Here is a 23,264-nt window from a genome sequence, read left to right on the forward strand (position 1 = left end):
GTCAAATTTCGTCTCTAAAGTTGAGGAATTATCTCTCGGCGTCCTCGCGCGCGGTCCGATGTGGACGAACGTGGAGCGTCCGGCGGGGACGGGGCGGGGGCCGAGAGGAGGAGGCGACGCCGCACGCCTCGGACCGGCGGGCGCGATTCGACGGGTTCGGTTCCCGTCAGTTCTCAGTCAGGAGACCGTCGAGACGACCGAACGCTTTTCGTGTTGGTCTCCAATCCGAACCGATATGGGCGACTTCAAACTCAACCTCGCCTCCGCCGAGGAGCATCTCGACGAGGAGAACGCAGAGGGGGACGTGGTGCTAGCGGCCCTCGACGGAACGACCGACCCCGACGAGTGGATTCGGAGCGTCGAGAACGGGAACGTCCTGTTTCTCGCCATCGAGGGGGACCTGAACGAACTGGCGACGGGGTTCGCGCGCGAGATCAAGGACATGGGCGGGAGCCTGATGCACTTCCGGAACTTCCTCGTTGTCACGCCGCCGGGGACGAACATCAACACCGACCGTCTCTGAACGTCAGGACGTGGCCGTCGGCGTCGCGGACGCGAAGGCCGCCGTCTACCTCTTCCGGGCCGTCGGCCCACGGACCGCCGGCTTCGACCGCCGCCTCGGCGTCCTCCGCGGCGAACGTCAGGTCCACGTGGACGCCCCCGCGCGCGTCCGCGATTCCCAACTGCGGTTCCCACAGTTCGATATCGACCGGTCCGGAGAGGCGAACTCGCCGCCTCTCCGCGCCCTCGTCTACGACTTCGAACCCGAGAGCGCGGTACCGTTCCTCGGCGCTGTCTAAATCGGCCACCTCCAACACCACCTCGAAGATGCCGGTGAGGGGGCCGGCGTCGTCCGGTCCGACGGCCCCGTCCGCGCCCGCCGACTCGGCCGACTCCGTGCCGCCGACTTCGACGCAGTTCCCGTCGGGGTCGTAGACGTACACCGACCGCGACGACCCGAAGGAGAACTCCACGGGGTCCAGATCGGAGAAGCGTTCGACCCACCCGTTGTACGCCTCGCGGGTGGTCGAGAAGGCGTAGTGGGTGTGGATTCCGCCGCGGGGGACGGCGGTCGGTCGCCGGAGGACGAGCGTCGTCTCCCCCACGTCGTAGGCGACTTCCGAGTCCGACTCGTCGGCCGGGACCAGCCCGAGCCGAGTCTCGTAGAACTCGCGGGCGGACCCGACGTACTTCACTTCGAGTGCGAGGCGGCAGAGGTGGGTGAGCATGGCGGCCCTACGCGCGCCGGCCCGAAATAGATCCCTCTGACCCGCGAGCGTTTCGCTCCGATCCGCGAACCGTCGCCCGCCGGGCGTGTCACGGCGGGAGCGTTTAAGCGCGTTCCGGCCCTCTGTTCGGGCATGCCGATGAAGGGGAGCGGTTCGAGCGAGTACCGCGAAATCGACCGCTGGGACGACGGGGTCGGGTGGATAGCGTACCCCGAGGAGGACATGCAACGGGCCAGTCACGCCGTCGTCGGCGACGACGGGGGCGTCTGGGTGTTCGACCCGGTGGACGCGCCGGAACTCGACGACCTGTTGGCCGAGTTCGGGGACGTCGCGGGCGTCGTCGTCGGACTCGACCGGCACAAGCGCGACGCCGCCGAGATAGCGACCCGCCACGGGGTTTCGGTGTACGTTCCCGACTGGATGGCGGGTGTGGTAGAGGAGATAGCCGCGCCCGTCGAACGGTTCGGCCGCCGCCTCGGCGACTCCGGGTTCGAGTCGTTCGTCGTCCGCGACGCCTCCATCCCGCCGTGGCAGGAGGCGGGGTTCGTCCGCCGGTCCGACGGGACGATGGTCGTCCCCGAGTCGGTGGGCACCGCGTCGTTCTTCCGCGCGCCGGGCGAGACGGTGGGCGTCCACCCGATGCGCCGGCCGTTCCCGCCGCGGAAGAACCTCTCGGGGTACGACCCCGAACGACTCCTCGTCGGCCACGGCGAGGGCGTTCTCGCGGGGGCGGCCCGCGCACTCGAACAAGCGCTGGACGACGCGCGGCGGAACATGCCGGGCGCGTACGGGCGCGCGGTCAGGGAGATGGTCTCCTGAAACGACGCCCTCGAAGCGCCGTTCCCGGCGCGAGTCCGCCGAGCGGCGTCGAATCCGGTCACGTTTTTTATCTGTTCCCCCCGTAGTTCTACCGTGGTACACATCACCCGCGGCTTGCTCGACGTTCTCCTCGACATGGCCGAGGAGAGCGAACCCGAGCGGATGAGCGTCGTCCTCACGGCGACGCCCGCCGGCGACTTCGAACGAGACGTCGGCCTAGACCCCGAGACGCCCGTACTGACGACGTTCTACCTCCCCGATGCCGGCAGCTCCGTCAACGCCGTCTTCGGCTTGGACCTCGGGACGCCCGCCGGGCGCGGGCGCGCGAGGTTCGTCTCTCACCCGCAGGGGCCGCCCCGGCCGACGCGAGAGGACGACTTCGCCGCGGCCGTCATCGTCGCCGTCCCCCCGTGGGAGGACGAGTCGGTCAAGGCGTTCGACCGGAGCGGACGCGGGTTCGGACTCGACGTCGTGGACGCCCACCCGCCGAACGAGTCGCTCGCCTCCGAGTAACTACCCGATCACCTGTCGAGATACCCCAAATCCGCGAGTTGGTCGGTTATCTCCTCGAACTGTGCCTCCGTGAGCTGTCCCTCCTTCTGGTGTTGGATGACGATACTCCGCAGGAGGAACCGAACGAGGTCGCTCGTACTGGAGAAACTCGTCCCCTCGATGGTCTCTTCGACGCGGTCCGCGAGGTCCTTCGGGATGGACACGGTGGTGTAGTCCGTCATCGTCGTTCTCGTCGGTGACGACGTTCCGGGTAAGTATAACGGATGCGCTCGATTCCCCCGGTCCGCCGCCGTCCCGCCGAGCGTGTCGGCCCCGAATCGGCGACGGACGGCGGCCGATTCGGCTCCGGGCGGAATCGAGGACCGCAGACGGAACCGAGGACCGCGGATGGAGTCCGACGGCGACGTCGAGGGGAGATTCCCGCGTCTCGTCCGCCAGAGCGTCAGTCGGGGGTTTTTCCAACGATGAACACGTATCGGCCCGTAATGGCGGTCAGACCACCACAGCAGGGAGGGGACGAACCGGACACGCTCGAGTTCGGTATCGCGGCGCTCGACGCTCGACTGTCCGAAGCCGAGATTCAGTTCCCGGCCACCGACGACGAAGTGGTCCGCGCCCTCGACAACGCGAAGATACCGTACGACGCCTCGGGCAACGGCGTCGCGATCGAGGAAGCGCTCTCGTCGGTCCCGTCCTCGGAGTTCGATACCGAGACGGAGCTTCTGAACCAACTGCACCCGGTGTTCGAGGAGTACCGCTCCTCGGCGTCCGGCGGGTTCTTACAGCAGCTTCGAAGTCTGCTCCCCTTCTGAGTCGTCGCCTCTCCTCGCCGTCGCCCCCTCTCGCGCGGTCCGTCGTTTCTCGTCTCCCGCGGGTCGCCAACCGCCGCCGCGTTCAGCCCCGGTTCGTCCGTTCGACCGTCTCCCCGTCCGGCGCGGGCGCGTCCTCGGCGGCGTCCGCCCTTTTCGCCGCCCTCGTCGTCTCGCCGGACTCGCTCGACTCGAACTCGTCGTCTATCTTTCGGAGCGTGTCGCGGTGCAGCGTCAGGATGAGGTCGGAGAGGACGCCGAACATCAGGAGTTGGACGCCGAACAGGATGGCGCCCGCGGCGACGACGGCGAGCACCTCGTGCGAGACGCGGACCGTCACCCACTCGACGGCGACGTAGACGGCGACGAGGATCCCGATGAGGGTGGAGATACCGCCGACGCTCCCGAAGTAGAACAGCGGGTTGTTCGTCTTCGCTCGGCGGTACAGCTCCAGAAAGATGATGCCGCCGTCGCGGATGGGCCGCAGGTTCGTGTCCGACCCGGACGGACGGGGGAGGTACGCGATGGGGACGACCGCCGTCTTGATGTTCCGCTTGATGCACTCGACGGCCATCTCCGTCTCGACGCCGAACCCGTCCGCCGTGAGGGTCATCCGCGAGAACGATTCGCGCGTGAAGGCGCGGTAGCCCGAGAGGATGTCCTCGAAGTTCTGGCCGTGGATGGCCGCGAAGGCGTCGTTGACGATGCCGTTTCCGATCTGGTTGAACTTCGTCATCGCCCCGTCGCGCATGTCGGCGAACCGGTCGCCGATGACGTGTTCGTACCCCTCGTCTAAGGGTTCCAGCATCGCCTGCGCGTCCTCCGCGCGGTACGTCGCGTCGCCGTCGAGCATCAGGACGTACGGCGCGTCGATGTGGTACTCGACCGCCTCGCGGATGGCCTGTCCCTTTCCGGACCCCGACTGCATGGCGACGCGCGCGCCGCGTTCCTCGGCGACCTCCGCGGTGCCGTCTTCGGACCCGCCGTCGATGACGAGGATGTTCTCGAAGCCCTCCTCGCGGAAATTCTCTACGACGCGGCCGATGGTCTCGGCCTCGTTGTAGGTGGGGATGAGAACGCAGACGGAGTCGAGTGGCGGCATTGGACGGATTTCTTTGGGGGTAGCGCAAAAGGGTTGCTGTCTCTGTCGGCAACGTCACCAGAACGCTTCGCGTTCCGGTTGGCGGACAAGACGCTTCGCGTCTCGTCACCGTCGCCGGCGGCGTTCGGTCGACACGCAGGAGATGCGTCTCGATATAGCGGATGCGTTTACACATGAGATATATACGCGCTTACGGAGAAGAACCGGACATGCAAGCAGTGGTTCTCGCGGCGGGCAAAGGAACTCGACTTCGACCCCTCACCGACGACAAACCGAAGGGGATGGTCGAAATCGACGGCGAACCGATCATCACCCACTGCCTCGACCAACTCCGAGAGCTCGGCGCCGACGAGTTCGTCCTCGTGGTCGGGTACCTGAAGGAGAGGATAATCAGCCACTACGGCGACGAGTACGAGGGCATTCCGATAACCTACGCCCACCAACGCGAACAGAAGGGACTCGCGCACGCGTTGCTGACCGTCGAAGAACACATCGACGACGACTTCATGCTCATGCTCGGAGACAACGTCTTCCGGGCGAACCTGAAGGACGTCGTCCGACGGCAACGCGAGGACCGGGCCGACGCCGCCTTCCTCGTCGAGGAGGTGCCGTGGGAGGAAGCGAGTCGGTACGGCGTCTGCGACACCAACAAGTACGGCGAGATTACCGACGTCGTCGAGAAACCCGACGACCCGCCGTCGAATCTCGTCATGACCGGATTTTACACCTTCTCGCCGGCGATATTCCACGCGTGCCGCCTCGTGCAACCGTCCGACCGCGGCGAGTACGAGATTTCGGACGCCGTCGACCTGTTGATAGAGAGCGGACGGACCATCGACGCCCTGCGCCTCGAAGGGTGGCGCATCGACGTCGGCTACCCCGAAGACCGGGACGAAGCAGAGCGGAGGATACAGGCCGAACGCGGCGACGAGGGGGCGGGGCAAGCGAGCGCCGAGGGCGAGTCGGAGTAATCGCACCGACGCCCGGACGAGACGAACGCGGACGACGACTCAGACCGCGGGGATTTTTATCTCCGTCCCTGAAGGACGGGTATGCGTACGTTCGTCCGCCGCCTCGTCTCCGCAGTCGCGGGATTACTGTCGTTGACGGGGTTACCCTACGTGCTGTATCTTCTGCTGTACAAGGTCTGGAACCCCTCCGGGTCGCCCGCGAAGAAGGAACCCGCCGAACCGACGGTCAGCGTCGTCCTCCCGACGTACAACGAGGAACGCATCATCGAGAACAAACTCCGCGACATCGTCTCGCTCGACTACCCCACGGAGAAAGTCGAAGTCGTCGTCGTCGACTCCAGCGACGACGACACGCGAGACATCGTTCGGAGCTTCTTCGCCGAACGTGAACACCCGACGCTGAACCTCCTCGAAGAGGACGAACGGCGGGGACTCGCGCCCGCCCTCAACGACGCCTACGCCGCCGCGGAAAACGAGATGGTCGTCAAGACGGACTGCGACTCGAAAGTCGCCGCCGACGCCCTCCGCGAGGCCGCCGCGAACCTCGCCGACCCCGACGTGGGCGCGGTCACCGGCCGCAACGTCGAGGTCCTCGGCGGGAGCGAAGTCGAGGAGGGGTACCGCGGCGTCCAGGCGATGATTCAGACGCTGGAGAGCCACATCGACTCGACGCTCATCTTCCACGGGCCGTTCTCCGCGTTCGAGAACGACGAGATCGTCCCCATCGACCCGAACTCCATCGCGGACGACACCGAACTCGCCCTGAAGATTCGGCGCAACGGCAAGCGCGTCGTCTTCGACCCCGACGTCCGCTACATGGAGGCGTCTCACTCCGAGTTCGGGAAGCGACGGACGCAGAAGGACCGCCGGGCGATGGGCCTGATTCGGCTGTTGGTCCAGCACCGCGACGCACTCGGGCGACACGGCCTCTACGGCGGCGTCGTCCTCCCGTTCAACTGGTGGTTCATGATACTCTCGCCGTGGCTTCTCGCGGGCGCGGTGGCGGCGACGACGCTCGCCGGACTCGCCGTCGCGGGGCCGTTCGGTCTCGCCGTTCCGGCCGCGCTGGGGGCGTTCACCCTCCTCGGCTCTCGGGACCGCTTGGGGGGCCTCCAACCCATCTACGCCGTGTTCGACACGCAGGTGTCGCTGCTCTTCGCTGCGGTGAAGCTGCTGCGCGGCGAGGGGTCGGCGATCTGGGACGTGGACGAGGAACTCCGGGACGTGTACGAATGAAGATACTGCAGGTGACGCCGCGGTACCCGCCGCAGTCGGGCGGCGTGGAGACGCACGTTCGTGAGATCTCCGAGCGACTGGTCGAACGCGGTCACGACGTGACGGTGGTCACCGCCGACGCCGGAGATGGCGGTTTCCGGCGGGAACGCCGCAACGGCGTTCGGGTGCGTCGGCACCGGGGACTCGCACCGGGCGGGGCGATGCACGTCTGCCCGCAGGTGACCGCCGCCGTCCGACGTCGCGACGCGGACATCGTCCACGCGCACAACTACCACTCGTTCCCCCTCTTTTTCGCCGCCCTCGGCGTCGGCGACCGACGGTTCGTCGCGACGCCGCACTACCACGGCGGGAGCGCGGACTCCCTCAGAGATCGGTTGCTCTCGCTGTACCGACCGCTCGGTCGGCGGGCCGTCCGACGCGCCGACGCCGTCGTCGCCGTCAGCGACTGGGAGCGAGAGCGGTTGGCCGACGACTTCGGCGTCGATGCGACGGTGATCCCGAACGGACTCGACGTGGACCGATTCGAGCGCGCCGAACCGGTCGTCCGGGACCGACCGTACCTCCTGACTGTCGGTCGATTGGAGGAGTACAAGGGCGTCCAACACGCGATTCGAGCCCTCTCCGAACTGTCGGCGTACGACCTTCTCGTGGTGGGGTCGGGACCGTACCGCGACGAACTCGAACGGATCGCTCGGGAGGAGGGCGTGGACGACAGAGTGTCGTTCCTCGGATTCGTCGACGCCGACCGCATCCCCTCGCTCTACGCCGGCGCCAGCGCTCACCTGACGCTCTCGTCGTTCGAGGCGTACGGAATGACCGTCGCCGAGTCGTTGGCCGCAGGGACGCCGTGCGTGGTGCGCAAAGCGGGGGCACTCTCCGACTGGGTCGGCCGCGACGGGTGCGTCGGCGTCGGAGACGTCGAACCCGCCACGGTCGCGGAAGCGATCACCGAGGTCGTGAACCGCGACACGTCTTCCGCCGGCCTCCCCGATTGGGAGGCGGTCACCGATCGGATCGAGGAGAAGTACAGAGTGCTTTTGTCGCGTCGGTAGGAGCAAGGAGTATGAACGTCCTACTCGTCACCGTGGACTCGCTCCGCGCTGATAGGGTGAACGAGAGGGTCATGCCCTTCACGCGGTCGTTCGCGGACGACGCACTCGAATTCAGACAGTGCATCGCGAACGGTCCCTCTACGCCCGCCTCGTTCCCGTCCATCCACGCGAGCCGTCACTTCGCGAGCATCGAGGGGCTCGGAATCCCCGCAGAGGGTGGCGTCGTCACTCTCGCAGAGCGTCTTCGGGACGCCGGCTACGCCACCGCGGGGTACACGGACAACCACTTCGCCAGCGGGTCGTACAACTACGACCGCGGGTTCGACGTGATGCACGACGCCAGCGGTTCGACCGAAGCGGGGAGACTGAAGCAGTTCGTCCAGTCGAACCTCGACAAGAGCGGCCTCCTGTTCAAGACCATCGAACGCGTCTACACCCGCCTCGACGCGTTCTGGTCGGAGACGACCGGCAACGACAGCGAGTACGAACGCGCCGCCTCGCTCAACCGCCGCGCCCTCGAGTGGATAGACGAGAGGGACGCCGACGAGGACTGGTTCGTCTGGCTCCACTACATGGACGTCCACCACCCCTACGAGGCGCCCGAGGAGTACCAGCGACGGTTCCTCGACGAACAGATGGGCGTCGCCGAGTGTCGCCGCCTCTCGCGAAAGGGGACGCACCACCCCGAGGACGTCACCGACGAGGAGTGGGACCTGATCAAGAACCTGTACGACGCCGAGTGCGCCTACGCGGACGACCAGTTCGCCTCGCTCGTATCCGAACTCGACGCCCGCGGAGTCCGAGACGACACCGTCGTCTGCTTCACCGCGGACCACGGCGAACTCGTGGGCGAACACGGCCACGCGGGCCACCCGCCGGAGTTCTGGGAGGGCGTCGTGCGCGTCCCCTTCCTCGTCGACGGCGTCGGCGAGACGGGAACCGTCGACGGGCAGGTCCGACTCCTCGACACCGCCCCGACGCTCGCGGACGCCGCCGGCGTCGCCCCGCCGGACGAGTGGCAGGGCGCCTCCGCCCTCGATGTCGCCCGCGGTGACGTCGAGGCGCGGGAGTTCGCCTTCGGCGACGTGGGTCGGCAGATAGATTACAGCCGGAGCTTCGCGCGCCGGAGCGACGGGTGGAAACTCCTCCGCCACGCCGACGACGGCGAGTTCCTCTTCGACGTGAGCGAGACGCCCGACGAACAACCGGGGGACGACCGCTCCGGCGAGGAGAGCGAGGTGTACGACGAACTCGCCGCCGCCCTCGACGACCACCAGCGCCGAATGGCGGAGATGCGGCGCGGGGAACGCGGCGTCGACGAGGACGACGAGATGGTCGAAGACCACCTGCGAGAACTTGGATACCTACAATGACATTCAGCGATTGGATCCGCAAGACGAGGACGAGCGTTCGAGAGCGGGGCCCGGTAGACGGACTACGAGAGGGCGGCTACGAGTTGTACATCGGAGGGCTGCGACGGCTCAACAAGTTCTATCCGGGAACGACGAACGTCTACGACCGGGAGTGGGACGTGCTCCTCGTCCTCGATGCGTGCCGGGTCGACGTCATCGACGAAGTCGCGGACGAGTACCCCTTCCTCAACCGGCCGGACGAACTCGTCTCGGTCGGGAGTTCTTCCATCGAATGGCTCGAGAACACGTTCACCGAGCGTCGGCGGGACGAGATGAAGCGGACAGCGTACGTCACCGGAAATCCGTTCAGCCACCGCGTGCTCGACGACGATTCGTTGCGCAAACTCGACGAAGTGTGGCGGTACGAGTGGGACGACGAGGCGGGCACGATTCCGGGGCGACCGATAACCGACCGCGCTATCAGCACGAAGCGTGAACTCGACCCGGACCGACTCATCGTCCACTACATGCAACCGCACTTCCCGTCGATTCCCGACCCGTTGGGAGGGGGGATGAACGCCGAGACGTTGGGGGAAGGCGCGGGGTGGGAAGACCCGTGGGACAGACTGCGGAAGGGGGAGCTAACTCGCGAGAGAGTGTGGCGCAGCTACCGCGACAACCTCCGGTACATCCTCGGAGAGGTCGAACTGTTGCTCGGCAGCGTGGACGCCGAACGGGTCGTCGTCACCGCCGACCACGGGAACGCCGCCGGTGAACTGGGCGTGTACGGACATCCGAAGGTTCCGATACCGTCGATCCGTCGGGTCCCCTGGTACGAGACGAGCGCCGAAGATACGGGCGAGTACGATCCGAAACAGGACACGGAACGGAGCGCGCGAGACGAAGGGACCGTAGAGGAGAAGCTATCCGCGCTCGGGTACCTCTGACGTCGTCGGTCGGAGCGTAGCGTTCGACCACCGCGGGGTACCTGCTCGGAACGTTCCTTCCGTCGTCCCTACGTCCGTTACCGTACTCCGCAGAGGACCAGTGATCGTCTATGCACTGCCCCGTCTCAGCGCTCCGTCGGACCGCACAGCGCCTTTGGTAAGTGCATAGCAAGAAAGACCGGACTTGCCTACTCCACGTACCCGAGATCCTTCAGCGTCTCCTCGACGTCTCGCTGGTCCGCTCTACGGTCTCCCGTTCCGGTCGCCGTCGCGGGACCCACTTCGACGTCGCGCGCGGCGGCGTCGCCGGCGAGGACGTCGAACGCGACGTCCCCGTCGACGTCCTCCGGGACGGCGACGCCGAGGCGGTGGAGGATGGTCGGTGCGAGGTCGTACAGCGACAGTTCCGCCGCCTCGTCGCGTTCGGCGACGTCCTCCCCCCACGCGGCGAAAACGCCGGTGTGCCGGTGAGTGGCGAGCCACTCCAACCGCTCGCCGAACACCTCGCCGCCGAGCGATTCGGGCGCGTCGACGCCCGTGGTGTACTCGACGACGAGGTCGGGCGCGAGAGCCATCTCCCCGGTGTAGATGTCCCCGGGGTCGTGAACCGCCGCCGCGACGGGCGTCCCGTCGGGCGTCTCCAGCGACTCGAACGCCGTTGCGAGTTCCTCGACGTACGCCGCCTTCGACGAGTCCGAGTCGAACGCGCGGTCGTTGACGTACACGGGCCCCCGACCGAGCGAGATGGCCTTCGTCTGCTCCCAATCAACCGGCGCATCCTGTACCGACAGGCGTCCGCTTTCGTTCGGGACGCGCCGCTGAATCGACTCGGGGACGACGGCCTGCGCGAGGTTCACGAGGCCGAGCCTGTCGACCAATCGCTTGAGTCGCTCCTCGGTGAGCCCCAGCGACGAGAGGACGGTCCGCGAGGAGTCCTCGCCCACCACCAGATCGCCGCGGTTCGCCAACCACTGGTTGACGAGGAACGTCTCGTCTATCTCGACGAAGCCGTGATCGCTCATGAGGAAGACGGCCTCCGTCCCCTCGTCGTCGAGCAGTTCTCCCAGTCGGTCGTCGATGCGTTCGTACAACCGGCGGATGTGCCCCGGGCGGTCCCACAGGCGGTGCTGAACCGTGTCCGTGATGAAGACGGTGAGGTGGACGAGGTCGCGGTCGCGCTCCGCGGCGAACCACTCCGCCGCGTCGAAGCGCTGGTCGACGAGCGTTCGCGCCTCGGTTACCAGTTCGTCTGGCGACGCTTCACCGAGGACGAGGTTCGGCTTCACCCGGTAAGACGGAACGGCGTCGAGGAGGTCGGGTTTCAGCGACTCCGGAGAGGTGAACTCCCCCCGCTCGGACGCCGGACTCCCCGCGACGGTCAGGACGCCGTCGGCGGTCCGCGGCGGGTGCGTCGTCGGCATGTTGACGACCGCGGCGTCGCGGTCGGCGTCCGCGAGGACGTCCCAGTACTCGCGGGACCTGAAGTCCGAGGAGTCGTTTGTCGCTATCTCGCAGCGCTCCCGGTCGAACGAGAACCACTCGTAGACGCCGAGTTTCCCGGGCGTCTTCCCGGTGGAGTAGCACTTCCACGCGGGGAACGTGATGGGCGGGAGCGTACTCCGCAGGTCGCCGGTGACGCCCTCCGCGCAGAGACGCTCGAACGCCGGAAGCGCGCCCTCGTCCATCCAACGTCGGAGGAGCGACCAGTCGGCTCCGTCGAGGCCGACGACGTAGACGGTCATAGCGGTACCATCGAAGCAGCGTCGTTAAAGTTCTTCGAGTACGCCGCGGAACGCCTCGGCGAACGCCGCCTTCCGCGACTCCGCGTCGAACGTCGACCCTCGTTTCCGGGCGAGGTCGGAGAGGCGACGGCGCTCTTCCGACACTCGGTCGAAGTACGTCGAGACACCTCCCGCGAGCGACTCGGGGTCCGCTGAGACGACGAGCGAGGGGTCCACCTCGCGCGCTTCGGACCGCGTCCCCGTGGTGTCGGTGACGAGGGGCGGAAGCCCCGCACGCATCGCCTCTAAGACGCTCACCGGGAAGGTGTCCATCCGCGACGGCTGGACGTACAACGATGCGGGCACGAACGCGTCCGCGAGGTCCTCGACGTATCCGCGAACCCGAACGCCGGGCGTGTCGGCGTACGACTCAGGGTGGCCGCCGCCGACGACGTGGAGTTCCGCCTCGGGATGTCGCTCCCGGACGCGCGGCCACGCCTCGACGAGCAAGTCCACGCCCTTGTACTCGCTCGGCCGACCGACGGTCACCGCGACCTTCCCGTCGAGCGACGGCGCGACACCGCCGAGAGAGTCGTACACGTCGGGTTGGACGTACGGGTGCGCGACGGCCATCGGCGTGTCCGCGCCCACGATAGGACGGGTGAAGTCCGCGGCGAACTCGGAGACGGCGACCACGCCGTCGACGTATCGACGACCGACGGCGCTGACCGCCGGCCCGCCGAACCGTCCGACGAGCGACTTCAGTCCCGAACTCCCCTCGAAGTCGTCTCGGCCGAGGCTGTAGAGCCCGTGGTCCGCACAGAGGTAGACGAGCCGAGAGCCGCGAACGACGCGGTTGACGAGGGCGGCGTAGAGCGGTCGAGAACCCTCTACGAGGTAGACGTCGTACGGTGGCGCGCGGAGTCCGTTCACGACGTCGGCCGGCAGGCCGTCGCCGAGGGCGTCGGGAGAGAAGCCCCGAAAGTCCACCAGGTCGGCGCCGATGGCCTCCGCGAACCCTCGGTGGGCGGGGTGCGGATCCTGATACAGCATGGCGACGCGAGCAGAGTCGGGGTTCATCTTTCGAACAGGTGCCCGGTCATCCCAGAAAAGTGAAGCGGAGATAGCGCAACGCCTGCAGTCGTCCGCCACCGGGTGCGAACGGCGTCTACGATTTATCCGATTCGGTCGAATACACGGGGTATGACCCCTCGTCCGAACGTCGTTCTCCTCGTATTCGACACGCTTCGGGCCGACGCCCTCTCGTGCTACGACGACGACGCGGTGGAGACGCCGAACCTCGACCGGATCGCCGAGTCCGGAACCCGCTTCGAGAGCGCGTTCTCCGCGGGGGCGTGGACGCCGCCCGCCCACGGAACGCTCTTCTCCGGGTTGTGGCCCTCGAACTCGGGGTTTCAAGGGAACATGCCGACGATGGACGATGATGTCCCGCTTCTGGCGGACCGCCTCCGCGACGCCGGGTACGACACCTACGGCGTGTCGGGGCCCTCGAAGATGGCGTCGCCGACGAACCTCGACCGCGGATTCGATTGGTACTACGAACCGTGGGATCACGTCGCCGAGCGACCGTCCGTCGAGTGGTTCGAACAACTGCTGACCGACGATTCCGTCCGACGTGACACGTTCCGGCTATTCACGCGGGGAAACGACTACTATAACGAACTACGGATAGAGAAGTTCCTCGACGCACTCGGGGGCGCGGAGTCGCCGTTCTTCGGCATGATGAATCTGACGACGGTGCACGCGCCGTACGACCCGCCGCGGCCGTACAAGACGGACCGAACGCCGTCGCTGTCCCGACCGCCGCTTCATGTGTTCGAGGAGTTGCTCACGCCCGGTCGAATCGAGGACGACTCGGTCAGGGACGAGCGGGTGTTCGCGGTCGCTGACGGAAAACGCTCGAACAACATCCGCTTTCGATACTACGACGACGATTCGTACGTCTCCGACGAGGAACTCGCTATCGTCAGAGAGTGGTACCGCGCGAGCGTCGAGTACCTCGACGACCAGGTGGGTCGCATCCTCGGGTGGTTCGACGAACGTAACTTGACCGACGACACCGTGTTCGTCCTCACCTCCGACCACGGAGAGTACTTTGGCGAACACGGCCTGCTCTACCACAGTGTCGGTCTCTACGACGAAGTCCTCCGCGTTCCGCTCATCTTCGCCGGGCCGGGCGTTCCGACCGGGAGCCGACGGGAGGACCTGGCGTCGCTCGCAGACGTGTTCGCGACGGTCTGTGCGCTCTCGGACGTGGAGGCACCCGAGACAGACGGCATCGACCTCTTCGGACCGGAGCGACGCGACCACGTCGTCGCCGAGCGAGCGTACACCGAACACGGCAACCCCGAAGCCGAGTCAGAAGTGTCCGAGGAAACGCTCGCGTGGATGCGGGTCGGACGAAAGAGCATCCGAACCGAGGATTACCGCCTCGAACTCCGGTCCGACGGATCCTCGTCTCTCTACCGCCTGCCGTCCCAAGAGGAGGTGGTGGATCCCGATCCCGACGTGGTGTCCGACCTCCGCGACCGACTGACGGCGGAGGTCGACGACGAGTTCAACCGCGGTGACGGCGACGGCGACGAACGCGAGTACAGCGACGCCGTGCAGCGAAATCTTCGTGACCTCGGCTACCTCGGGTGACACAGGACGGGAGGATTTTTAGTCGGTATCGTCGTTTGCCCGAACATGCGTACGTTACTCGTCGGTCTCGACGCCGCCTGCGGCCCTATCCTCGACCCCCTGTTGGAGGAGGGCGCTCTGCCGAACTTAGAAGAGGTATTCGAAGACGGAGCGACCGGCCCCCTGCGCTCGCAGATTCCGCCGTGGACGGCGAGCGCGTGGCCGTCTCTCTACACCGGGAAGAACCCCGGCAAACACGGCGTCTTCGACTTCCTCGCGTTCGACGGCTACGACTGGGACGTCGTCAACGGGTCCGACGTGAAGGCGCGGACGATGTGGGACTACCTCGACGAGAACGGTCTGTCGAGCGTCGTCGTCAACGCCCCGGTCACCCACCCGCCGCGCGACATCGACGGGGCGGTGATTCCGGGCTATCTCGCACCCGACGAACCCGACTGTCATCCCGAGGGCATCCTCGACGACGTTCGCGACGCCGTCGGCGAGTACCGCGTCTACGCCGAACGAGAGACCGACGACCGGGTGGACGACGAGGCGAAGTTCGACGAGTACCTCGCGCTCACCCACCTTCGCGGCGAGGCGTTCCGCTACCTCGCGGACCGCTTCGACCCCGACTTCGGCTTCGTCCAGTTTCAGAAGACAGACGCCGTCTTCCACGACTTCCCCGGCGACTCGGAGAAGGTTCGAGCGGTGTACGAGGCGGTAGACGAGGAACTCGGCGAGACGCTGTCGGCGTGCGACCCCGACGTGGTCGTCGTCGCCTCGGACCACGGAATCGGTGAGTACGACGGGTACGAGGTTCAGGTCAACGAGTTCTTGCGTCGGGAGGGACTGCTGGACACGGCCACCGACGGCCGGGGCGTGCCGTCATGGTTCCAAGTCAAAGACGAGCAACTCGTTGGAGGCGACGCCGACGCCGACACCGACGCCGACGACGGACCGACCGCGGTCGAACGACTCGCCGCGTTCGCCGCGAAGGGCGGACTGACCTACCAGCGCGGAAAGGCGGTGCTCGAACGTCTCGGCTTGGCGGAGTTCGTCGGGAAGCACGTCCCCATTGGGGCCGTCTTCGCCGCCAGCGAGAGCGTCTCCTTCGAGTCCTCCCGGGCGTACCTCCGTTCGGGGTCGGAACTCGGCGTCAGGCTCAACGTCGAGGGTCGCGATCCGTCGGGCGTCGTCCCCGCGTCCAAGTACGAGTCCGCCCGCGACGACGTGATTTCGGTCCTCGAATCGCTGACCGACCCCGAGGGACGCCCCGTGTTCGACGAGGTGGTTCCGCGCGAGACGCACATCTACGGCCCCTACGCGGACGAGGCGGTCGACGTGCTCTGCGTCCCGCGGGACTTCGAGAACTCGCTGTCGGTGCACGTCGGTGACACCTTCGATTCGCCCGAACCGTGGAACCACAAACCCGACGGCGTCGTGGCCGTGGCGGGTGAAGATGTCGACGCCGACGCCGACCTCTCGGGAGCGCACCTGTTCGATATCGCGCCGACCGTCCTCTCGACGTTCGGCGTCGCGCCCGACGAAGAGATGGACGGCGAGACGCTCGCCGTGGTGGACGCCGTCGAGCCGATATCTTACCCCGAGTTCGAGGTGGCGGACCGAGTGCAGACGGACGATGGAGAGGTCGAAGAGCGACTGGCCGACCTGGGGTACTTGGAGTGAACGCGAAGGCGACCGTCCGTGTCTGCGTCGCCCTGTCCGTACGTTCGGTCTACTGGACAGAGTGAAACCCGTGGTTTTCAAATAGCCAGCACTAAGAGAGGTGAGCAATGGCGACCCTCTCTACTGTGTTCGGTCTCGACATCAATCTACGCTGGTGGTACCTTCGGGCGCTGTACGAACTGAGCTCGGACGTTCAGTCTCGAACCGTCAGTGGCGTCACAGCCGAGTTCGTTCCCTCGACGTTCCACGAGTACCGACGCGTCCGGACGCTGACTGATGAGGAAGACGTGATTTCGGACATCGTCTCCGAACTCCGGCCGGGCGACGTGTTCTACGACATCGGCGCGAACATCGGGACCCACAGTTGTTTCGCCGGGCAAGTCGCGGCGACGGTCCACGCCTTCGAGCCGCATCCCGAGACCGCGCGCCGACTCAGGGCGAACCTCAGCCAAAACGGAGGGGAGTTCACCGTCCACGAGGTGGCCCTCTCCGACTCGGAGGGCACGGCGGAGTTGGGCCTCCCCGTTGGAGACAACGACGAGGTCGGCGTCGGAACGTTCACGATCACCGATTCGTCCTCGACGGCCAGGACGTGGGACGTATCGCTCGTCGTCGGGGACAAATACGTCGACTCAGCCGACATCGACGAACCGGACGTCGTGAAGATCGACGTCGAAGGAGCCGAGTTAGGGGTCATCGACGGTCTCCGAGACACGCTCGCCGAGGCGCGCGTTATCTACTGTGAAGTCCACCTAGACACGGTGACGATCGACGACGTGACGCGCCGTTTCAACGAGTTCGGCCTGAGCACCTCGGAGATATTCCGACGCGAGGGAACAGTCTTCCTAAAGGCGGCTCGTCCGTAGCACCGAGAATGTCCGAGAATCGATCTCCCGACGAAGGCGGAGAGAAGTCAGAGATAGACGATACGAGCCTCAGCCTCGAAGTCGCAAAGGGGTTTTCAGGCAAGTTGATACAGGCGGTTCTCGGCTTCGCGGGGACTATCCTGTTCGCGCGCGTTCTCGGGCCGGCATCGTTCGGGGGGTTCTACCTCCTGCATACGGTAGTACAGATGTCGCTCCGTCCGGTGATGGGCGTCGCGAACGCCTCGATGAAGCGGTTCTCGGAGTCCGGGACGGACCGCCGGGAGATAGTCGGTACCCAACTGCTGTTCAACGTGGTGCTCGTCGGTCTCCTTGTACCGGTGGCGTTCCTCCTCAAGGGCCGCTTTGACGCCTACACCGGCATCGAGGGGTCGGCTCCGCTCTACGCCGTCCTCCTCGTCGCCCTCGTCTTCTTCGCGTCGTTCCAGCAACTCCTCCCGGCGCGCGGGCGTATCGGGGTGGAGGTGTGGAACGACACGCTCAGGTCCGTCTTCACGACGGGGTTGCAGGTACTCTTCGTCTTCGTCGGGTTCGGCGCCGCCGGGATGGTGTACGGCCTCTCTGCCGCGACGTACCTGACGATACCGATCACCCACTACTACCTTCGGACGATCCCGAAGGCTCCGTCGCGTGAGACGCTCGCCTCGGTGTGGCGATTCGCCCGTTACAGCGTCTTCAATCGAATCGTCGGCCACGCGTACGACCGGTTGGACATCCTTCTCATCGGGTTCCTCGTGACACCCGCGGCGGTGGGGTACTACGAGGTGGCGCTGAAGTTCACGGTTCCCGCGATGTTCGTCTCTGGTCTCGCCGGTACGGGGTTGATGAACAAAGTGAGTAGTTCGTCGAGCAGAGGCGAGTCCTCCACGATGGACATCACCAACACGATGTCGTACGCGAGTATCATCTCAATACCGTTGTTCTTCGGCGCACTCGCCATCGCGCGCCCCCTCATCGTCACCGTGTACGGCTCAGAGTACGTCGAGGCGGCGACACTCCTCGTCGGCCTCACGCTGTTCTCCGTCTTCCGGTCGCAGTCGAACCCGATGGAGAGCGTCGTCAACGGACTTGATCTCCCGAACCTCATCGTCAAGGTGTCGGCGTTCACGTTGGGCCTCAACGTCGTTATCGGCGTACCACTCATCCTCGAGTTCGGCGCGCTGGGAGCCGTCCTCGCGACCATCGTCGCGGAGTCCATCCGATACCTCCTGTTCTTCCGCCTCGTCCGTCGGGAGACGGGAGCGGAACTCCTGCCCCGGCCGCTGAAAGAACAGTTGCTCGCCGGTGCGCTGATGTTCGCGGTGGTGAAGGCAGCCTTCGAGTTCGCCATCGCGGTGAAATCGTGGGTTCACCTCGGAGTGCTCCTCGCCATCGGGGGAGCCGTATACTTCGGGGTGTTGGTCGTCGCCAGTCACTCCTTCCGCGTGACGCTCAGGGCGGTGTACCAGAACGCCACCGAGTGACGGGCGTGACGAGAACGGACGGAGTATCGGAGTATCGGAGGACTATCGGTTATCTCGAACCGCCTCTCGACAGATATCCACCGTGCGGTCCGCGATAGCCTGCCACGACCGGTTTTCGCGGACGTACGCCGCGCCCGCCTCGTTGGTCTCCACGGTGTCAAGTACGGCGTCTACCTTCGACGCGATATCGGCGGCGTCGCCGTGGGGGAACACGTGGACCCCCGGATAGTCGGTGAAGTACTGGAGGCCCTCGTCGTTGACCACGACAACCGTTCGGCCGCACGCGAGGTACTCGTAAATTTTCAGCGGCGACGACGGTCTAATCCTCTCGAACGGACCGAAACACAGGTCTGCGTCGTTCATGTACTCGGGGACGTCCTCGTGGGGAACGCGCCCGAAGAACTCCACCTTGTCTTCGAGTTCGAGATCCGTCACGATGGCTTCGAGTCGGCTCACCTCGGACTCGCTTCCTCCGACGACGTTGAACTGAACGGGTGTGTCGAGGGCCGCGACGACATCGAACATGAACTCGACGTTCTGCTGCGGTTGGAGACCGCCGACGTACCCGATCGTGTACGGCGGTTCGGTGGAGACGGGCCGCCGAACGGAGAAGAGATCGACGTCGACACCGTTCTCAACGACCGTTACGTCGGTCACTCCTCGCTCGGAGAGTTGTTCCGCGATGTCAGCGGAGACGGCGATGACGCGGTCGGCCGTCCGCCACTTCATCTCTCGGAGGAGTCTGTGTCGGTAGGACTCGAACACAGAGTCGTGATCCTCTAGCTCTTCCACGTGGCCGCTGTTCGCCTCGACGACGAGGGCTGCGTCGGTGAACCGTGCGGCAATCGTCGGGGCGAGGTCTGGCGCTTCGCGGCAGTAGATGACCGTCGGTTCCGGCGACGAACGAACCTCCGTGACGAGAGTTCGCGCTAGTTCGAGTTCCTTCTTCAGTTTCACTGCGAAGGACCCAGAAGCGTCGACCGACCGAACGTCGAGATTTGCGAACTCTCCTGCTGGGTTCCCGAAGTAGAACGTGCTTCGTACGTCGGTTCGCTCGCCTATCTCCTGAGTGAGTTTGAAGACGTGTGTCCGGCGGCCGTACTGTGACTCGGACGCGAAGTCCGAACCCGGAAAGTATCCAATGAAATGCATTCGTGTAAGTTAGTTGTCCGTGAGCGATTGTTCCGTCTGTGTGCCATCTTCGGGGTGGCCGACGCCGACTCGCCGTTCGCCGCGTTCGTCGAAACAGCACACGAGAAGCGACTCCGAGGCCACCTCGACGGAGCCGTTCGTGTTACCGTCGGGGAGCGGTGAGAGCCGTGCTCCCCGACTCAACTCGCGGATGACGCCCGTCATGATCGTTGGCTGGCCAGCCGATTCCCGGTGACTCGGGTTAAATCCATTGATGACGGATTTGACACGTGTTCCGATTCGCCGCGGTTCTCAGCGACGGTGGAAGTCACCCTCCGGTCGGCAGAGGGCGGCACCTAGCGTCGTATCGAGGGACGTTCACCGCCGGGAGAGAAATCCGCCTGACTGCATCATAAGGCTTATACACGGTTTGGCACTCCCTCCAAGCGATGAGCGTAGACAACGAGCGTCGCGAGGACTACGAATCACCGTCGGTCCTCGAACGCTTCGCAGACTGGTACCACGTCCCCGCCCTCCTCGTGGTGATGGCCGTGATGCTGGCCATCCGACTCCAGTCGTACGGTAGATTCATACGAAACGGAGAGGTGTTCTTCTCCGGAAACGACGCATGGTATCACCTCCGAGAGGTGAGCTACACTGTCAGGAACTGGCCGTTCACGATGCCGTTCGACCCGTGGACGAACTTCCCCTACGGGACGAGTGTCGGGCAGTTCGGGACGCTGTACGACCAGATTATCGCGACGGCCGCCCTGATAATCGGACTCGGAAGTCCGAGTGAGGCGCTCGTCGGGAAGACGCTTCTCGTCGCACCGGCCGTTTTCGGTGCGCTCACGGCGATTCCGGCGTATCTCATCGGGAAACGCCTCGCCGGTCGCGGACCGGCGCTGTTCGGCGCTCTCCTCCTCGGCCTGATGCCGGGGACGTTCCTCCAGCGCACCCTCGTCGGGTTCGCGGACCACAACGCCGCCGAGCCGTTCTTCATGTCCATGGCCGTCGCCGCGTTGATGGTCGCCTTGGGCGTCGCCGAGCGCGAGATGCCCGTCTGGGAACTCGTCACCGACCGCGACGTCGACGCCCTCCGGTCGCCCCTCCTGTGGTCGGTTCTCGCGGGCGTCGCGATTGCGCTGTACATGTGGGTCTGGCCGCCGGGGGTCCTCCTCGTCGCCATCGTGGGCACGTTCGTCGTCCTGAAGATGTCGAGCGACGTCGTCAACGGTCGTTCTCCCGAGGCGACGGCGTTCGTCGCCGCCACGTCGATGATAGTCACGGGCGTTCTGATGCTCGTCCAGATAGACGAGTTCGGGTTCTCGTCCACCCACTTCTCTCTCGTTCAGCCCGGACTCTCGTTCGCCGTCGCTGCGGGAACGGTCTTCCTCGCGTGGCTCGCCCGCGAGTGGGAGGCGCGCGACGTAGACACCGTGGCGTACCCCGCGGCCGTCTTCGGACTCGTCGTCGTCGGCCTCGGACTCGTCTTCCTCGTTCTGCCGAGCGTCGGCAATCTCATCTCCTCGAACTTCTTCCGCATCCTCGGGTTTAGCGCGAACGCCGCGACTCGGACCATCGGTGAGGCCCAACCGTACCTCTCACAGAGCACGCTCAATCAGCTCCAGATGACGGCCGTCAACCGGATCGTCTCCGACTACGGCTTCACGTTCTTCACCGCCGTCGCGGCAGTCGTGTGGATGCTCGCGAAGCCGCTTCTGAAAGGTGGAGAGACCCGCGACATCGGCTACGTCGTCGGCAGCCTCGCCGTCGTCGGTCTCCTCTTTCTCGTGCCGTCGATTCCGGCCGGAATCGGGGAACTCGTCGGTCTCGACGGCCAACTCGTCTCGCTCGGAATCGTCAGCGCCATCATCGTCGGCGCCGCACTCCTCACCTACCGCGACCCCGAACGGCTGTTCGTCGTCGTCTGGGGGGCGTTCATCACCTCGGCCGCGTTCACGCAGGTTCGCTTCAACTACTACCTCGCCGTCGTCGTGGTAGTGCTGAACGCGTACTTCCTCGTGGAGGTGCTCCGGTTGCTGAACGTCAGGACGGCGGCCACGAAGGTCTCCGACCTCGAAACGTACCAGATGGCGGCCATCGGTGCGGTCCTCATCCTCGTCGCCGCGCCGGTTCTCGTCGTCCCCCTCAACGTTCGGAACACCGGCAACGCCGCCGCCGACAAGACGAACACGGCGTGGCAGACCGCCGAGTTCGCCGGTCCGGGCGACGTCATGCAGTGGGAAGGAAGCCTCGAGTGGATGAGCCGACAGACGCCCTCTGAGGGCACGTTCGGCGGCGCGTCGAACGATATGGAGTACTACGGGAAGTACGAGAGAACGGACGACTACCAGTACGGCGAAGGCTCCTACGGCGTGATGTCGTGGTGGGACTACGGCCACTGGATAACCGTCGAGGGCGAGCGCATCCCGAACGCCAACCCGTTCCAGCAGGGGGCCAACACGGCCGCGAACTTCCTGCTCGCGCCCAACGAGACGCAGGCGCAGGACGTCCTCGCCTCGCAGAGCACCGAGGGTAACCAGACCCGGTACGTGATGATCGACTGGAAGATGGCGACCCCCGGCTCGAAGTTCGGCGCACCGACGGTGTTCTACGACGCCGGTAACATCTCGCAGAGCCAGTTCTACGAGCCGATATACCGGTTCAACCAGGAGGGACAGTACCAGGGTAACTACCTCGTCCGTCACCAGCGCTACTACGACAGCCTGATGACGCGACTCTACCTCTACCACGGGAGCGCCCAGGAGCCGAGTCCGGTCGTCACAGACTGGGAACCCCAGGCCGTCAGCACCAGTTCCGGCCAGACGACGGTGAAGGCGGTTCCGCAGGGCAACGAGACCACCGTCAAGACGTTCGACAACATGAGCGCCGCGCGGCAGTACGTCCAACAGGACGGCACGTCGCAGATAGGCGGTATCGGGTCGTTCCCCTCCGAGCGCGTTCCGGCGCTCCAGCACTACCGCCTCGTGAAGGTGTCGAACGCCTCCGCGACGCAGTCGGGCGATTACCTCCGACAGGCGTACAGCGACGGGCAGATGGCGGGCATCAACCCGCAGGCCACGTTCCCCAGTAACCCCGCGTGGGTGAAGTCCTTCGAACGCGTGCCCGGCGCGACGGTGCAGGGAAGCGGCGCGCCCGCGAACGCCACCGTCACCGCGAGCGTCGAGATGAAGGTGCCGACGACGAACTCCACGTTCACCTACACGCAGCAAGCGCAGGCCGACGAGAACGGCGAGTTCACCATGACGCTGCCGTACGCCACGACGGGCTACGACGAGTACGGCCCCCAGAACGGCTACACGAACGTCAGCGTCCGCGCGAACGGCCCGTACACCATCTCCGCGGGCGCGTCGCTCAACGAGAGCGGCTACGTCGTCAGCCAGCAGGCGAACCTCTCCGTCGAGGAGGGGCAGGTCAACGGCGCGGAGGACGGTAACCTCTCCGTCGAACTGCAGCGCAACGCGCAGAAACTTCAGGTCAACTCCGGCTCTTCGAGCGCCGGGTCGTCCGACTCCGGTTCCTCGGACGCCGGGTCGAGCAGCCAGTCGTCGCTCACGGCGTCCGACGCGGACGTGACGGCGGAGACGGCCGCGGCCCGCGCCGCGTAACCGCCGTTCGACTCCGACGCTCGGTTTCTTTCTCTCCGTCCGCTGTCGCTTTCGGCTTCGACGCGTCCAGTACC

General features: G+C 65.8%; 21 protein-coding genes. 14 read left to right on the top strand and 7 right to left on the bottom strand.

What is annotated here, in order from left to right; genetic code table 11:
- Nucleotides 1–235: 235 nt before the first annotated feature.
- Nucleotides 236–523 carry a DUF5779 family protein gene (locus ACZ522_RS19430; RefSeq protein ID WP_379695817.1) on the top strand — a complete coding sequence of 96 codons (288 nt, stop codon included), beginning with the start codon at nucleotides 236–238 and terminating at the stop codon, nucleotides 521–523.
- Here the strand turns inward: ACZ522_RS19430 and ACZ522_RS19435 are convergent.
- Nucleotides 504–1,229 (bottom strand): fosmidomycin resistance protein, encoded by a 726-nt coding sequence (locus ACZ522_RS19435; RefSeq protein WP_379695815.1) that lies wholly within the window; start codon nucleotides 1,227–1,229, stop codon nucleotides 504–506. The genes ACZ522_RS19430 and ACZ522_RS19435 overlap by 20 nt on opposite strands.
- A gap of 132 nt (nucleotides 1,230–1,361) precedes the next feature.
- Here ACZ522_RS19435 and ACZ522_RS19440 point away from each other — a divergent pair, with 132 nt between their 5' ends.
- Nucleotides 1,362–2,048 (top strand): hypothetical protein, encoded by a 687-nt coding sequence (locus tag ACZ522_RS19440; protein WP_379695813.1) that lies wholly within the window; start codon nucleotides 1,362–1,364, stop codon nucleotides 2,046–2,048.
- A gap of 93 nt (nucleotides 2,049–2,141) precedes the next feature.
- Nucleotides 2,142–2,561, top strand: coding sequence for an MPN domain-containing protein (locus tag ACZ522_RS19445; protein ID WP_379695811.1), 420 nt, complete (start codon nucleotides 2,142–2,144; stop codon nucleotides 2,559–2,561).
- Nucleotides 2,562–2,569: 8 nt separating this feature from the next.
- Here ACZ522_RS19445 and ACZ522_RS19450 read toward each other — a convergent pair whose 3' ends face one another.
- Nucleotides 2,570–2,782: a ribbon-helix-helix domain-containing protein gene (locus ACZ522_RS19450; RefSeq protein ID WP_379695809.1), complete on the bottom strand. Its 213-nt coding sequence runs from the start codon at nucleotides 2,780–2,782 to the stop codon at nucleotides 2,570–2,572.
- Nucleotides 2,783–3,046: 264 nt separating this feature from the next.
- Between ACZ522_RS19450 and ACZ522_RS19455 the strand changes: the two genes are divergently transcribed.
- Nucleotides 3,047–3,373: a hypothetical protein gene (locus ACZ522_RS19455; protein WP_379695807.1), complete on the top strand. Its 327-nt coding sequence runs from the start codon at nucleotides 3,047–3,049 to the stop codon at nucleotides 3,371–3,373.
- An 82-nt stretch (nucleotides 3,374–3,455) separates the two neighbouring features.
- On the opposite strand, the gene aglJ is transcribed toward ACZ522_RS19455, so the two are convergent.
- A complete protein-coding gene (aglJ, locus tag ACZ522_RS19460; protein WP_379695805.1) occupies nucleotides 3,456–4,472 on the bottom strand; it encodes an S-layer glycoprotein N-glycosyltransferase AglJ in 1,017 nt (338 codons plus the stop codon).
- Between the two features lie 209 nt (nucleotides 4,473–4,681).
- On the opposite strand from aglJ, the gene aglF reads away from it, so the two are divergent.
- The 5 genes from aglF to ACZ522_RS19485 all read left to right on the top strand — a co-directional run bounded on the left by aglF (nucleotide 4,682) and on the right by ACZ522_RS19485 (nucleotide 10,030).
- Nucleotides 4,682–5,443: a UTP--glucose-1-phosphate uridylyltransferase AglF gene (aglF, locus tag ACZ522_RS19465; protein ID WP_379695803.1), complete on the top strand. Its 762-nt coding sequence runs from the start codon at nucleotides 4,682–4,684 to the stop codon at nucleotides 5,441–5,443.
- 81 nt (nucleotides 5,444–5,524) lie between these two features.
- Nucleotides 5,525–6,679: a glycosyltransferase gene (locus ACZ522_RS19470; protein WP_379695801.1), complete on the top strand. Its 1,155-nt coding sequence runs from the start codon at nucleotides 5,525–5,527 to the stop codon at nucleotides 6,677–6,679.
- Nucleotides 6,676–7,731, top strand: a complete 1,056-nt coding sequence (locus tag ACZ522_RS19475; protein WP_379695799.1) for a glycosyltransferase family 4 protein — start codon at nucleotides 6,676–6,678, stop codon at nucleotides 7,729–7,731. The genes ACZ522_RS19470 and ACZ522_RS19475 overlap by 4 nt, the downstream gene beginning before the upstream one ends.
- Before the next feature lie 11 nt (nucleotides 7,732–7,742).
- On the top strand, nucleotides 7,743–9,104 hold the full coding sequence (locus ACZ522_RS19480; RefSeq protein WP_379695797.1) for a sulfatase: 1,362 nt from the start codon (nucleotides 7,743–7,745) through the stop codon (nucleotides 9,102–9,104).
- The gene (locus tag ACZ522_RS19485) at nucleotides 9,101–10,030 is read left to right on the top strand and encodes a hydrolase (RefSeq protein ID WP_379695795.1); all 930 of its coding nucleotides are present in this window, start codon (nucleotides 9,101–9,103) and stop codon (nucleotides 10,028–10,030) included. The genes ACZ522_RS19480 and ACZ522_RS19485 overlap by 4 nt, the downstream gene beginning before the upstream one ends.
- 188 nt (nucleotides 10,031–10,218) lie before the next feature.
- Here ACZ522_RS19485 and ACZ522_RS19490 read toward each other — a convergent pair whose 3' ends face one another.
- Together ACZ522_RS19490 and ACZ522_RS19495 are read right to left on the bottom strand one after the other, a co-directional pair.
- A complete protein-coding gene (locus ACZ522_RS19490) occupies nucleotides 10,219–11,772 on the bottom strand; it encodes an alkaline phosphatase family protein (RefSeq protein WP_379695793.1) in 1,554 nt (517 codons plus the stop codon).
- Nucleotides 11,773–11,796: 24 nt separating this feature from the next.
- Complete coding sequence (locus ACZ522_RS19495; RefSeq protein WP_379695791.1) at nucleotides 11,797–12,831, bottom strand: glycosyltransferase family 4 protein; 1,035 nt, start codon at nucleotides 12,829–12,831, stop codon at nucleotides 11,797–11,799.
- Nucleotides 12,832–12,954: 123 nt separating this feature from the next.
- Here ACZ522_RS19495 and ACZ522_RS19500 point away from each other — a divergent pair, with 123 nt between their 5' ends.
- The 4 genes from ACZ522_RS19500 (at nucleotide 12,955) to ACZ522_RS19515 (ending at nucleotide 18,427) form a co-directional block, all read left to right on the top strand.
- Nucleotides 12,955–14,415, top strand: a complete 1,461-nt coding sequence (locus ACZ522_RS19500; protein ID WP_379695789.1) for a sulfatase — start codon at nucleotides 12,955–12,957, stop codon at nucleotides 14,413–14,415.
- A 45-nt stretch (nucleotides 14,416–14,460) separates the two neighbouring features.
- Entirely contained in the window at nucleotides 14,461–16,080 is a 1,620-nt protein-coding gene (locus ACZ522_RS19505) for an alkaline phosphatase family protein (protein WP_379695787.1), read from the top strand.
- Nucleotides 16,081–16,187: 107 nt separating this feature from the next.
- Nucleotides 16,188–16,946 (top strand): FkbM family methyltransferase, encoded by a 759-nt coding sequence (locus ACZ522_RS19510; protein ID WP_379695785.1) that lies wholly within the window; start codon nucleotides 16,188–16,190, stop codon nucleotides 16,944–16,946.
- Between the two features lie 8 nt (nucleotides 16,947–16,954).
- Complete coding sequence (locus ACZ522_RS19515; protein ID WP_379695783.1) at nucleotides 16,955–18,427, top strand: lipopolysaccharide biosynthesis protein; 1,473 nt, start codon at nucleotides 16,955–16,957, stop codon at nucleotides 18,425–18,427.
- Between the two features lie 42 nt (nucleotides 18,428–18,469).
- Here the strand turns inward: ACZ522_RS19515 and ACZ522_RS19520 are convergent, their stop codons facing one another.
- Together ACZ522_RS19520 and ACZ522_RS19525 are read right to left on the bottom strand one after the other, a co-directional pair.
- On the bottom strand, nucleotides 18,470–19,579 hold the full coding sequence (locus tag ACZ522_RS19520; RefSeq protein ID WP_379695781.1) for a glycosyltransferase family 4 protein: 1,110 nt from the start codon (nucleotides 19,577–19,579) through the stop codon (nucleotides 18,470–18,472).
- A 9-nt stretch (nucleotides 19,580–19,588) separates the two neighbouring features.
- Complete coding sequence (locus ACZ522_RS19525) at nucleotides 19,589–19,783, bottom strand: hypothetical protein (RefSeq protein WP_379695779.1); 195 nt, start codon at nucleotides 19,781–19,783, stop codon at nucleotides 19,589–19,591.
- Nucleotides 19,784–20,007: 224 nt separating this feature from the next.
- On the opposite strand from ACZ522_RS19525, the gene ACZ522_RS19530 reads away from it, so the two are divergent.
- A complete protein-coding gene (locus tag ACZ522_RS19530) occupies nucleotides 20,008–23,190 on the top strand; it encodes an oligosaccharyl transferase, archaeosortase A system-associated (protein WP_379695777.1) in 3,183 nt (1,060 codons plus the stop codon).
- Nucleotides 23,191–23,264 lie beyond the last annotated feature (74 nt).

Source organism: Halopelagius fulvigenes (assembly GCF_055398025.1).